The organism is Rahnella laticis, from assembly GCF_015644585.1.
Classification (GTDB): domain Bacteria; phylum Pseudomonadota; class Gammaproteobacteria; order Enterobacterales; family Enterobacteriaceae; genus Rahnella; species Rahnella laticis.
This window is the reverse complement of the sequence record NZ_JADOBI010000004.1, coordinates 459,663-472,809: the sequence shown is the minus strand read 5'-3', so window position 1 is coordinate 472,809 and position 13,147 is coordinate 459,663. Positions and strand designations below refer to the sequence as shown.

Here is a 13,147-nt window from a genome sequence, read left to right as displayed (position 1 = left end):
GCAACAAACAAAGGCCGCTTTCGCGGCCTTTTCCATATTTGAAAGTTGCCCATTGTTCGCTGTTTCGCCCTGATGCACTCTCTCCGTGCTGTCAAACACATGGAGGATACAGCATGAAAAAATTAGGCATTACTTCACTTTCGTTGGCGCTGGCTTTGGGGCTTTCTACTTTACCGGTGATGTTGCAGGCGGCACCGAATGCCGCCAGTAGCGTGGCAACCACGACGGCTGCGCCCGTGACAGCAGCGGGCAAAGTCTCAGGCCCGCAGGTGAAAAAGGAACAGGTGGCGGTGACAGATGAAAGTACCGTCAAAATCAATACCGCAACAGCGGAAGAGTTTGCCAAAGTGATGAATGGCGTAGGGATGAAAAAGGCGCAGGCCATTATCAGCTACCGTGAGGAACTTGGGCAATTCACCGACATCGAACAGCTGCGCGAAGTGCCGGGGATCGGCGCTGCACTGTTTGAACGTAACAAGGACCGTCTGAAACTGTGACGGATGTCGCGGCGGCAATTCCTGAACGGTTGCCGCCGTTTTCTTCTGCTAATCTCTAAAAACATCTGACCAGTTTGGTTGTATGCCTCAGGCGATTATCAGGAGTTTTTTAACCACTATGCATACGTTTATTAAAGTTCGCGGTTTTCACATTGATGTTTACCAGCACGTTAACAACGCACGTTACCTTGAATTTCTGGAGACCGCGCGCTGGGAATGGCTGGATAACCAGTCCGGTTTCCAGTGGATGAGCGAAAACAAAATCGCTTTCATCGTAGTGAATATCAATATCAATTACCGCAAACCCGCGGTGCTCGGTGATGTTCTGCGTATCGACAGCAGCCTGCAGCAACTCAACGGGCGAAGCGGGGTTCTCGAACAAGTGTTGACCTGTGAAGGTGAAGTGGTGGCAGATGCCACGCTGACGTTTGTGTGTATCGATCTGCAGACACAAAAAGCGTTGCCACTGGAAGGTGAGTTACTGGAAAGACTACGCGAGCTGGAACTGGAGAACGACTGATTCGCGGATGTATAGTGAAAAACAAAAACGGGCAGCTTTCAGGCCGCCCGTCATAAAACTCTGCCGTCTGGCTGTTAACGCAGACCGGTCTTCTTCTTCAGGCTGGCGGTAACGCCGTCCTTATCCTGATGATATTGTTGCAGGCCGTTAGCGCGTAAATGGCAGGCCGCACATTCACCGCAGCCATCACCCGCAATGCCGTTATAGCAGGTCAGCGTTTGGTGACGCACCAAATCCAGTTGCTGATAGTAATCTGCCAGCGCCCAGGTCTCGGCCTTATTGAGCCACATCAGCGGGGTTTCAAAACGCACATCGCGCGCCAGACCCAGCGAGACGGCCGTATTCAGCGCTTTGACAAACTCATCCCGGCAATCCGGATAACCGGAGAAGTCAGTTTCACAAACGCCGGTAATCACGGCTTCTGCCTGGATCTGATAGGCATAAATTGCTGCCAGTGTCAGGAACAAAATATTACGGCCGGGAACAAAAGTGCTCGGCAGGCCGCCGTCATTTTCATCACCAAAGTTAGGAACGGGGATGTTATCGCGCGTCAGGCTGCTGACCGCCAGTTCATTGAGCAAATTCACATCCAGCACTTTGTGTGCGCGGGCATCTAATTCTACGGACAGCTTTTGTGCAATCTCAATTTCAGCACGATGGCGCTGGCCGTAATCAAACGTGACGCAATGAACTTCGTCATACTGCTTCAATGCCTGAATCAGGCAAGTTGTTGAGTCTTGTCCGCCGCTGAAAACCACCACTGCTCTTTTCATTCTGTTTACCTGTATTACGAAACCGACTGCGTCCGGCGCAGTAAAATTAGGTTAATGGTACTTTTCTTTAACGTCAGAGTGTAGCTAAACAGCTCGGTCACGCGTTTTCGGATAACAAAGGCGGCGGAACCCAGGCCTGACAAAAATCAAACCAGCCCCACGCCGTGAGCTGAACGCCGCTGATCCGCGGCGGTGCGCTGACCTGATACTGATAATTAAATAAAGGCGTCACGATGCCGGTTTGCATCCACTGATAAAAATGATCGCGTAGCTCATCGGCGCGACGGTTTTCGAGTGGAATTTGCTGAATATGCAGGAGGCGCTGTTGCTGATTGTGCAGATCATCTTCGCGCAAAATTTCCAGCCAGAGCGGATCCTGCTGCAACCAGTTTTCCAGCGTGGCTTCCGGCGATTCACCGATCAGACGATCGCCGAGCAGCAGATCGGCAGATTTCAACAGTTCACCGTCTTCCCACAAACGCCCCTCGTGATAAACGACTTCCAGCGCGCAGCCCTGAACAGCCAGCTTTTGCTGCAAAGCCTGAGCGACCAGTTCAAATTCCACCGGCGGATGAAACAGGAGTCTCAGCTTTTCCGGCAGGGGAACGTCGGTATCGTCATGCAAAGGAATGGGCCAGCCAGGCAGCATTTCTTTGCTGGCTTTCACCAGATCATGATCAATCGGAAGATTATCCAGCATGCCGCTGCGCTGGATCAACCGGACAATTTTCCGTGCCTGAGCTTCATTCAGAACGCCCCGCCGCAGATTGGTGGCGATATAACAAAACCCCAGGCTGGTGCTGCGTCTGACCGGTTTGACGCGCGACAATTCTTCCTCTTCTCCCAGAATGATCCTCACCGGATGCTGACAGCTCACATTATTCTTTTGCGCGAATAACTGCGGCGTGATCCAAAATTCTATCGCCGCAAGATAAGGATGTTGCAGGGTATAAAGCGTGTGCTGTTCCAGCCTGACCAGTTCGGGAGAAAAATGCGTCAGCCGGAAAGGACCCGCGCCGATATGCGGATTTTCAGGATGTGAGAGCAGACAATTGAGATCGGCAAACCGGTGCGCCAGCCAGTAATCGGGGGTGTCGAGATCAAATTGCAGGCACTGCGCGTGTGGCTGAGATATTTGGATCACAGATGCCAGATTGTGTTTTCCCCGTGCTGAATGGCGCAATTGCTCAAAGCGGGTCAGCAGTTGCGATGTTTTCAGCGGTTCTCCGTTGTGCCAGAAAAGCTGACTGCGCAGAAAGAACTGCCAGGTTTTGCCGTCATTGCTGATTTGCCAGTGATGGGCCAGATCCGGCTGCGGCGTCGGGTTCCCGGGGACAAAGTGCGTCAGACCTGCATGAATGGTATGCGCCAGGTGTTGTTCTGCGCGGCCGGTCAGCGTCAAGGGATCCAGAAACTGGAGAGGGCGGTAATACGGGATCCGCAACGTGGGCGCATCTTCCTGCCATTGTCCGCCAAGGTGCGGCGCAAGCAGGGTATTCAGATGTGTCGGGTCCAGCTGACTGAGTTGCAAAGCCGCTGAATGCTCGCCGTTTTTGAGCAACTCCTGCAGATAAGCACCGCGTAAATCTTCAGGAGATTTCAGGCAGCACAACGACGCGCGTTTTCCGCGACCGGACTGTGAGCGCCAGTTTATCCACCCCGCATCTTTAAAATGGCTCAGCAATGTCCGCGTGTGGCGTTCGCTGCAGCAGAAAATATCGGCCAGTTCAGTCACAGTAAGTAAAACGGGTTCCTGCCCGGTTTTCACGTACAGGCGCTGATACTGGTTAAGCCGGTTTTGCAATCGCATGGAAAATACGGAACCTTATTTTTCTGGTACGGGATTCACTTCAGCATATCGCAGACTTTTACTGATGGCGCGGGGCCGAAAACCAAAGTGTGAACTAAACCCGGAAGAGTATTCATAAACTGTTCACTATTAGTTCCGCAAATCGCAGTCCATACTTTGAACGTGAAAATCATTCCCGCCCAGAGAGGAAATATGTACCGTTTAGCTGCATTCGATATGGATGGCACACTTCTTTTACCCGACCATACCCTGGGCGAGAAAACGCTGGCAACCCTGAGCCAGCTGGCAGAAAAACCCATGCGTCTCACCTTTGCCACCGGACGCCATTATCTTGAAATGAAAGATATTCTGGCCAATATAGGCATGGAAGGTTTTCTGATTACCGGCAATGGCACACGTATTCATGACTTGTCGGGGCATTTACTGCACGCCAGTGATTTACCGGAAGATTGTGCGCATGAATTGCTGCACACGGCCTGGGATACACCGGCGAGTCAGCATGTTTTTCGTGACGACGGCTGGTTTACCGCTCTGGACGATCCCGACTTGCTGATCCCGCATCAGTTCAGCGGTTTCCGTTATCATTTGCAGGATCTGCGCACATTGCCCGATGCAGGCAACAGCAAAGTGTGTTTCTGCGCACCGCATGAAACCCTGCTTAAACTGGTTCCGCAGTTGAAAGCGCATTTCGGCAATCGTCTGGACCTGTGTTTTTCGGCGCATGATTGCCTGGATGTACAGCCTGCGGGCTGTAACAAAGGCAGCGCGCTGGCACTTCTGACGGCGGGGCTTGAGATCAAAATGTCTGAATGCATGGCCTTTGGCGATGCGATGAATGACAGGGAAATGCTGGAAAGCGTAGGAATGGGGCTGATCATGGGCAATGCTTTGCCTGTGCTGAAAGAACAATCGCCGCATCTGCAAGTTATCGGGCATTGCCGGAATCAGGCGGTGTCTCACTTTTTGCAACACTGGCTGCACACACCAAACCTCACCTATTCCCCCGAATATTAAGGTTTTGCAGCAAGCCGGGATTATCTGTCCCGGCTTTTTTCCTTCATAATTCAAGCTGCTGGTGCGTTGGCTAATCTAAAACCTCAGCTAAGACCTTCAAGCTGCTGTGTGTACACCGAAATATCCCCGATGTTCTTCGCGACCCAGTTCTCGTCAAAATAGGTATTCAGATAACGTTCTCCACTGTCGCAAAGTAACGTGACGATTGAACCTGTCTCGCCATTTTCTCGCATTTGTTTAGCAAGTTGCAGCGCACCCCAGACATTTGTTCCGGTTGAACCGCCCACTTTACGGCCAAGTACTTTTTCCAGCCAGTGAAGCGTCGCGACGCTGGCCGCATCAGGCACCTGCATCATGCTGTCGATGACGCTGGGTATAAAAGAAGGCTCGGCGCGCGGGCGGCCAATCCCTTCGATACGGCTGCTGCATTGCGCGGTTACGCTGGCATCACGTTGCTGATAGTAATCATAAAATACTGAGTTTTCCGGATCGACCACCACCAGTTCGGTGTTATGTCCCTGATATCGGATGTAACGTCCCAGAGTGGCGGAGGTGCCGCCTGTTCCGGCGCTCATCACCAGATATCGCGGCACCGGATGCGGCTCACGGGACATCTGGCGGAAAATACTGTCAGCGATGTTATTGTTTCCCCGCCAGTCGGTCGCGCGCTCAGCAAAGGTAAACTGATCCATGTAATGCCCGTTCAGTTCACGGGCAAGCTGTTCGGAAGCGGCATAAATCTGACCGGAGTTTTCAACAAAGTGGCAGCGGCCGCCATAAAATTCTATCTGCTGAATTTTCCGAGGCGCGGTACAGGAAGGCATCACGGCAATAAAAGGCAGGCCGAGCAGGCGCGCGAAATAGGCCTCAGAAATAGCTGTACTGCCCGAAGAGGCCTCAATGATCGGCGTATTTTCACGTATCCAGCCGTTGCACAGACCATACAAAAACAGGGAGCGCGCCAGACGGTGTTTCAGGCTGCCGGACGGATGCGTGCTCTCATCTTTCAGATACAGCGAAATTCCGGGGAAATCATTCAGGGCGAGACGAATTAAATGTGTATCGGCTGAACGCTGAAAATCCGCGTCGATTTCTTTGATAGCGTGATTAACCCAGGCGTTTTGCATAATGAGAGCTCGCAGAAGAAGTTTTGTGGGATTAAGAATAACGCAAGCGGCAGAGAAATAAGTTACCCTTTAACCCATGAACTGGGCGTGTTGTAGAAAAATATTCTCCTGGAGTGCCTTATGGTAGATAAAATTGACCTCAGACTGTTGTCGTTGTTGCAGAAGGATTGCACGCTTTCTCTGAATGAACTGGCTGAGGCGGTGAATCTCACCACAACGCCTTGCTGGAAACGGATAAAACGTCTCGAAGACGACGGCATTATTTGTGGAAAAGTCGCCCTGCTGGATGGTGAAAAACTCGGGCTGAGCCTGACGGCGTTCGTCCTGATTAAAACTCAGCATCACAACAGCGAGTGGTATCAGCGATTTGTACAGCAGGTGGAAGCCTTTCCCGAAGTGCTGGGATTTTACCGTATGGCAGGGGAATACGATTATTTACTCCAGGTTCAGGTTTCCGATATGAAAAGCTACGACAACTTTTACAAGCGGCTTGTGAACGGCATTCCAGGACTGAACGATGTGACCTCAAGTTTTGCGATGGAACGCATAAAATCGACCACCGTATTGCCAATTTAATGCAAAAGTTGCAGTAAAAAGTTTCATCAGAAACGCATGTTAACTCTGGTATCCTTGTCGTCCTGAAGAGAAAACAGGGTTTCTGAAACCTGTTTAACTCAATAAAATCATTATTATTTGTATGGAAAACGCTGCGTGAGATTGTTTGCACAATTAGGCTGGTACTTCCGACGCGAATGGTGCCGGTATCTGGGTGCCGTTGGCTTGCTGATCATTATTGCCATCCTGCAATTACTGCCACCCAAGCTGGTTGGCGTAATTATTGATGGCGTAACGTCAAAACAAATGTCTGCCAGTGTGCTTTTCGCGTGGCTTGGCCTGATGCTGGGCACGGCTGTTGTGGTGTATTTGTTGCGATACGTCTGGCGCGTGCTGTTATTCGGAGCCTCCTATCAGCTTGCGGTCGAACTGCGACAGGATTTCTTCCGGCAGCTCAGCCGCCAGCATCCGGCCTTTTATCTGCGTCATCGTACTGGCGATTTAATTGCCCGGGCGACCAACGACGTTGACCGCGTGGTCTTTGCAGCCGGCGAGGGCGTTCTGACGCTGGTGGATTCGCTGGTCATGGGGCTGGCGGTGCTGATTGTAATGGCAACGCAGATTAGCTGGGAACTGACGCTACTTTCTCTGGTGCCAATGCCGGTGATGGCGATCATCATCAAACGTTATGGAGACCAGTTGCATTCCCGTTTTAAAACGGCGCAGGCGGCGTTCTCCTCACTAAACGATCAGGCGCAGGAAAGCCTCACCAGTATCAGGATGATCAAAGCTTTTGGGCTGGAAAATCATCAGTCTTCGCAGTTTGCCGATGTTGCGGCAGATACCGGTGCTAAAAACATGCGCGTTGCCCGCGTTGATGCGCGTTTTGATCCGACCATTTATGTGTCTATCGGCATGGCAAACCTGCTGGCGATTGGCGGCGGGAGCTGGATGGTGGTCAACGGTCACCTGACGCTCGGCGAATTAACCAGTTTTGTGATGTATCTCGGGCTGATGATCTGGCCGATGCTGGCGCTGGCCTGGATGTTTAATATCGTGGAACGCGGAAGTGCGGCTTACAGCCGTATACGCAGTTTGTTGCAGGAAGCCCCTGCGGTGGCTGACGGAACAAAACCGTTACCGGCTGGCCGGGCCGTACTCGAGACTCAGATAACCCGATTCCAATATCCTGAAAATAGTCAGTCTGCACTGAATGCTGTTGAATTCACCCTGGAGCCGGGCAAAATGCTCGGGCTGTGCGGCCCGACCGGCTCCGGAAAGAGTACGCTTCTGGCTCTACTCCAACGTCAGTTTGACGTCACAGAAGGGGACGTGCGCTATCACGGGTTATCTCTTAAAGAAATTCAGCTCGACGACTGGCGCGCGCGCCTGGCGATTGTCAGCCAGACACCTTTCCTGTTCTCCGACACAGTGGCGCAAAACATTGCGCTGGGTCGTCCGGAAGCTACTCAGGAAGAAATTGAAGAAGCGGCGCGGCTTGCCAGTGTACATGACGATATTTTGCGATTGCCCCAGGGATATGAAACCGAAGTCGGTGAGCGCGGGGTAATGCTTTCCGGCGGGCAAAAACAACGTATTTCCATCGCCCGTGCGTTGCTGATGAAAGCAGAAATCCTGATCCTTGACGATGCGCTGTCGGCAGTTGATGGCCGTACGGAACATCAGATCCTGCATAACTTACGGCAGTGGGGAAGTGACCGCACGGTGATTATCAGCGCACACCGCCTTTCAGCCCTGACCGAAGCAAGCGAAATTCTGGTCTTCAGCCATGGAAGTATTTCGCAACGTGGCGATCACGATCAGCTTGTTGCGCAGCCCGGCTGGTACCGGGATATGTTCCGCTATCAGCAGCTTGAAGCAGCGCTGGACGACGTGCCGCAGGAAATGGAGACGGAACAACGTGGCTGAACCAAAAACGAATAAAATTCAGAAGTTGTGGCCAACGCTTAAACGACTTCTCAAATACGGAAAACCCTACAGCAAGCCACTTTCCTATGCTGTCGTGATGTTGTGGGTTGCCGCCGCGGCGGAAGTGACCGGGCCTATTCTGATCAGTTTCTTTATTGATCACTATGTCGCGAAAGGGGAGTTGCCGTGGGGGAAAGTCAGCTTGCTGGCACTTTGCTTTATCTTCCTGCAATTTCTTGCCGCAAGCCTGCACTATTTTCAGGCGTTATTGTTTAACCGTGCCGCCGTGGGGGTGGTCCAGCGTTTACGTACCGATGTTATGGACGCCGCACTCCGGCAGCCGCTCAGCGCGTTCGATACCCAGCCGGTCGGGCAGCTCATTTCCCGCGTAACTAATGATACCGAAGTGATCCGCGATTTATACGTGACCGTGGTGTCGACAGTGTTGCGCAGCATCGCCCTGATTGGCGCAATGTTGATCGCGATGTTCAGCCTCGACTGGCGGCTGGCTTCCGTGGCTATTTGTATTTTCCCGGCAGTATTTGTCGTGATGGGGCTGTATCAGGTCTACAGCACGCCGGTTGTCCGCAAGGTGCGCGCTTATCTGGCGGACATTAATGACGGGTTTAACGAAGTCATTAATGGCATGAACGTCATCCAGCAATTTCGTCAGCAGAAAAGATTCGGCGAACGCCTCACGCGCGCCAGCCAGTCGCACTACATGGCGCGTATGCAAACGCTGAGGCTGGAAGGTTTTCTGCTGCGGCCATTGCTCAGTCTGTTCTCATCGCTGATTCTGTGCGGTTTGTTGCTGCTTTTCGGATTCAGTGCCGAAGGCTCAATTGGTGTGGGCGTGTTGTATGCCTTCATTAACTATCTCGGGCGTCTCAACGAACCGCTGATCGAACTGACTTCGCAGCAATCCATTTTGCAACAGGCGGTCGTTGCCGGTGAGCGTATTTTTGATTTGATGGACAGAACCCAGCAGCAATACGGTCCGGACGACAAATTACTCACCAGCGGAGAAATTGAAGTCAGGGACGTCAGCTTCGCTTATCTTCCCGATAAATGGGTGCTGGAAAATATCTCCCTGCACGTTCCGTCGCGCGGGTTTGTGGCGCTGGTCGGGCATACCGGTAGCGGGAAAAGCACGCTTGCGAATCTGCTCATGGGATATTATCCGCTCAATAAAGGTGAGATTCGCGTGGACGGACGCAATCTTGCTGACCTGTCGCATACCAGCCTTCGTAAAGGTATCGCAATGGTTCAGCAGGATCCGGTGGTGCTGGCGGAATCGGTGTTCGCCAATGTGACTTTGGGGCGCGACATTGATGAAGCTCAGGTCTGGCACGCGCTGGACATCGTGCAGCTTTCGCCGCTGGTGCGTGAAATGCCGGAAGGGCTGAATACGCGTCTGGGTGAGCAGGGGAATAATCTTTCCGTGGGCCAGAAACAGTTGCTGGCGATGGCGCGCGTTTTGGTGCAGGCGCCTGAGATTCTGATCCTTGACGAGGCAACGGCCAATATTGATTCAGGAACCGAGCAGGCAATTCAGCGTGCGTTGCGGGCTATCCGTCAGCAAACCACTCTGGTGGTGATTGCCCACCGTCTTTCAACGATTGTCGATGCCGATAATATTTTGGTATTGCATCGGGGGCAGGCGGTTGAACAAGGTAACCATTTCCAGCTTCTGGCTGAAAAAGGCCGTTATTATCAGATGTATCAGTTGCAGCTCGCAGGGCAGGAACTGGCGTCCACCGGTGCGGTTATTTCAGCAACAGAAAACGTATAATCTTCAGCTGGCGCAGCCTGATTGCTGCGCCAGTTCATTTCTTCTTGTTCTATTAATCCCTCCTTTTCGCGTCTCACGCACCTGATTCATGCATCCAAAATGTTCCGCTGGCTTCCTCTGCACTAAAAAGCAGCGACGGGCACTTAAATGGTGCGTATGGGGTCAGGCTGAATACGGCCCCACAACTGTGCGCCGGGTCACGAATAATCTGAAAATGCCGTATGACGCGGGAATCGCATGAATATTTACGTGATTTCAACTCTGGCACACCCTTTGCTTTAACCATTCCGTATCGGGCGCGAGGTTTCTCGCGGCAAGCCCTTAATTCGAGGAGTGGCAATATGAAGCTGGTTACTGTGGTGATCAAACCTTTTAAGCTGGAAGACGTGCGTGAAGCACTGTCTGCTGTTGGAATTCAGGGGCTGACCGTAACGGAAGTTAAAGGTTTCGGCCGTCAGAAAGGTCACGCTGAGTTGTACCGCGGTGCGGAATACAGTGTGAACTTCCTGCCAAAAGTAAAAATCGACATTGCTATCGCTGACGATCAGCTGGATGAAGTGATCGACGTGATCAGCAAAGCGGCCTACACCGGCAAGATCGGCGATGGCAAAATTTTTGTTGCAGAATTGCAACGCGTCATCCGTATCCGTACGGGTGAAACTGACGAAGCAGCACTGTAATTTCAGGCCTTTATCTCTGATATAAATCGCTTTGATATAAATCAGGTTAGAAAAAACAGTTTTGAGAAACAGGGGTGGGTTAATAATGAAAAAACTTTTATCCATGATGGGGCTTGGCGCGGTTGCATTGCTGCCTTCGCTTGCCATGGCAGCAGCACCGGCAGCCGCAAACGGTGCTGACAACGCATTTATGATGATCTGTACTGCCTTGGTACTGTTTATGACCGTACCTGGCGTGGCATTGTTCTACGGCGGCTTACTGCGTTCTAAGAACGTTTTGTCCATGCTGACTCAGGTTATCGTGACCTTCGCGCTGGTTTGTGTTCTGTGGATCCTTTATGGCTACAGCCTCGCATTCAGTGAAGGTAACGCCTTCTTCGGCGGCTTCAGCAATGTGATGATGAAAGGCATCGGCCTGGATTCTGTCACAGGCACCTTCTCCCAGATGATTCACGTTGCGTTCCAATGCTCATTCGCCTGCATCACTGTCGCGCTGATTGTGGGCGGTATCGCTGAACGTGTTCGTTTCTCTGCGGTGCTGATTTTCACTGTGATCTGGCTGACCTTCTCTTACATCCCGATGGCTCACATGGTCTGGGCTGGCGGCTTCCTGGCGGCTGATGGTGCGCTGGACTTCGCGGGTGGTACGGTTGTTCACATCAACGCCGCTATCGCAGGTCTGGTGGGTGCATATCTGCTGGGCAAACGCGCAGGCTTTGGTAAAGAAGCGTTCAAACCACACAACCTGCCGATGGTCTTCACCGGCGCTTCAATCCTGTACGTGGGCTGGTTCGGTTTCAACGCGGGTTCTGCAAGTGCGGCGAGCTCCATTGCAGCCCTGGCATTCCTCAACACCGTTATTGCGACCGCAGGTGCAATCCTGTCCTGGACGCTGGTTGAGTGGATGGTTCGCGGTAAGCCTTCTCTGCTGGGCGCAAGCTCCGGTGCTATCGCAGGTCTGGTTGCTATCACCCCGGCGTGCGGTACTGTCGGCGTGGGCGGTGCTCTGATTATCGGTCTGGTAGGCGGCATCACCGGTCTGTGGGGTGTGGTTACCCTCAAAAAATGGCTGCGTGTGGACGATACCTGTGACGTTTTCGGTGTTCACGGCGTGTGCGGTATCGTAGGTTGTCTGCTGACTGGCGTATTCACTTCCAGCTCTCTGGGCGGTGTGGGTTATGCAGAAGGCGTCACCATGGGCCATCAGGTCTGGGTTCAGTTCTTCAGCGTCTGCGTTACGCTGGTCTGGTCTGGCGTTGTGGCCTTCATCGGTTACAAAGTGGCTGACATGATTGTAGGTCTGCGTGTTCCTGAAGAGCAGGAACGTGAAGGCCTGGACGTGAACAGCCACGGCGAGAATGCTTACAACCAGTAAGCTGATTTCAGAGAAAGTAGTGCGCTAACTCTCTAATTAAGAAGTACAAAATAATAAAGATGAAAAAACAGAAGGGGCGATATCACTATCGCCCCTTTTTTTATGTCTGCTTTTTGTGAAAAGCGAGGTTACTCGACCGGTCTTTGGCGGATCACGCCTTCCTGCACCGTAGAGGCCACTAAAACCCCTTCGCGCGTATAGAACTGGCCGCGAACAAAACCGCGGGCGCCGGAAGCTGAGGTGCTTTCAACGGCGTACAGCAGCCAGTCGTCCATGCGGAAAGGGCGGTGGAACCACATCGAATGGTCGATGGTCGCCACCTGCATTCCCGGTTCCAGGAAGCCAATACCGTGAGGTTGCAGCGCGGTGGGAAGGAAATTGAAATCAGACGCGTAGCCCAGCAAATACTGATGGATCCGCAGATCGTCAGGCATTTCGCCGTTCGCGCGGAACCACACGGCGCGGTGCGGCTCTTCAACACTACCTTTCAGCGGGTTATGGAATTTTACCGGGCGCATCTCGATTGGCTTATGGCCGATGAATTTTTCGCGGAATTTTTCCGGAATAAGGTGCGCCAGATTTTTAGCAATATCGGATTCCGACACCAGTGATTCCGGTGGTGGCACGTCCGGCATCGTATTCTGGTGCTCAAAACCTTCTTCCTGACTCTGGAAAGAAGCCGTCATATAAAAAATTGGCTTGCCGTGCTGAACGGCTTTCACCCGACGGGCGCTGAAACTGTTGCCATCACGCAGGATTTCAACGTCATAAATAATCGGCTTGCTGCTGTCGCCCGGACGCAAAAAGTAACTGTGAAACGAGTGAATACCACGATCGACCGGTACGGTTTGTTTGGCGGCATACAGCGCCTGACCGACAACCTGACCACCAAAGACCTGACGTAAACCCAGATCTTCACTTTGACCACGAAACAGCCCTTCTTCGATTTTTTCCAGATCTAAAAGATCCAGCAGATTTTTTAATGCCTGACTCATAGTGGCCTCATGAAAGTTACCGGTTGATGCATGCCGGGCGGAAAAAAAACGCGGTCTCCGGCACAGGTCTAACCTGTTAA

General features: G+C 52.3%; 12 protein-coding genes. 8 read left to right on the top strand and 4 right to left on the bottom strand.

Annotated elements, in window-relative coordinates; translation table 11 throughout:
* The first annotated feature begins 113 nt into the window (after positions 1-113).
* Positions 114-497 (top strand): ComEA family DNA-binding protein, encoded by a 384-nt coding sequence (locus tag IV433_RS11700; protein ID WP_195814306.1) that lies wholly within the window; start codon positions 114-116, stop codon positions 495-497.
* 118 nt (positions 498-615) lie between these two features.
* The gene (locus IV433_RS11695) at positions 616-1,017 is read left to right on the top strand and encodes a YbgC/FadM family acyl-CoA thioesterase (protein WP_195814305.1); all 402 of its coding nucleotides are present in this window, start codon (positions 616-618) and stop codon (positions 1,015-1,017) included.
* 74 nt (positions 1,018-1,091) lie between these two features.
* Here the strand turns inward: IV433_RS11695 and queC are convergent, their stop codons facing one another.
* Together queC and IV433_RS11685 are read right to left on the bottom strand one after the other, a co-directional pair.
* A complete protein-coding gene (gene queC / locus IV433_RS11690) occupies positions 1,092-1,790 on the bottom strand; it encodes a 7-cyano-7-deazaguanine synthase QueC (RefSeq protein ID WP_195814304.1) in 699 nt (232 codons plus the stop codon).
* Positions 1,791-1,887: 97 nt separating this feature from the next.
* Positions 1,888-3,600, bottom strand: coding sequence for an SgrR family transcriptional regulator (locus IV433_RS11685; protein ID WP_195814303.1), 1,713 nt, complete (start codon positions 3,598-3,600; stop codon positions 1,888-1,890).
* A 192-nt stretch (positions 3,601-3,792) separates the two neighbouring features.
* On the opposite strand from IV433_RS11685, the gene cof reads away from it, so the two are divergent.
* Entirely contained in the window at positions 3,793-4,614 is an 822-nt protein-coding gene (gene cof, locus IV433_RS11680; protein ID WP_195814302.1) for an HMP-PP phosphatase, read from the top strand.
* Between the two features lie 83 nt (positions 4,615-4,697).
* Here the strand turns inward: cof and IV433_RS11675 are convergent, their stop codons facing one another.
* A complete protein-coding gene (locus IV433_RS11675; RefSeq protein ID WP_195814301.1) occupies positions 4,698-5,741 on the bottom strand; it encodes a PLP-dependent cysteine synthase family protein in 1,044 nt (347 codons plus the stop codon).
* Between the two features lie 120 nt (positions 5,742-5,861).
* Between IV433_RS11675 and IV433_RS11670 the strand changes: the two genes are divergently transcribed.
* From IV433_RS11670 to amtB, 5 genes are all read left to right on the top strand, one after another.
* Positions 5,862-6,317: an Lrp/AsnC family transcriptional regulator gene (locus tag IV433_RS11670; RefSeq protein WP_195814300.1), complete on the top strand. Its 456-nt coding sequence runs from the start codon at positions 5,862-5,864 to the stop codon at positions 6,315-6,317.
* Between the two features lie 135 nt (positions 6,318-6,452).
* Positions 6,453-8,225: a SmdA family multidrug ABC transporter permease/ATP-binding protein gene (locus tag IV433_RS11665; RefSeq protein ID WP_195814299.1), complete on the top strand. Its 1,773-nt coding sequence runs from the start codon at positions 6,453-6,455 to the stop codon at positions 8,223-8,225.
* Entirely contained in the window at positions 8,218-10,017 is a 1,800-nt protein-coding gene (locus tag IV433_RS11660) for a SmdB family multidrug efflux ABC transporter permease/ATP-binding protein (protein WP_195814298.1), read from the top strand. Before IV433_RS11665 ends, IV433_RS11660 begins: the two co-directional genes overlap by 8 nt.
* Positions 10,018-10,358: 341 nt before the next feature.
* Positions 10,359-10,697, top strand: a complete 339-nt coding sequence (gene glnK / locus IV433_RS11655) for a P-II family nitrogen regulator (protein WP_009639071.1) — start codon at positions 10,359-10,361, stop codon at positions 10,695-10,697.
* Between the two features lie 85 nt (positions 10,698-10,782).
* The gene (gene amtB, locus IV433_RS11650) at positions 10,783-12,072 is read left to right on the top strand and encodes an ammonium transporter AmtB (RefSeq protein WP_101075501.1); all 1,290 of its coding nucleotides are present in this window, start codon (positions 10,783-10,785) and stop codon (positions 12,070-12,072) included.
* Between the two features lie 128 nt (positions 12,073-12,200).
* Here amtB and tesB read toward each other — a convergent pair whose 3' ends face one another.
* Complete coding sequence (gene tesB, locus IV433_RS11645; RefSeq protein ID WP_165059308.1) at positions 12,201-13,067, bottom strand: acyl-CoA thioesterase II; 867 nt, start codon at positions 13,065-13,067, stop codon at positions 12,201-12,203.
* Positions 13,068-13,147: the final 80 nt, after the last annotated feature.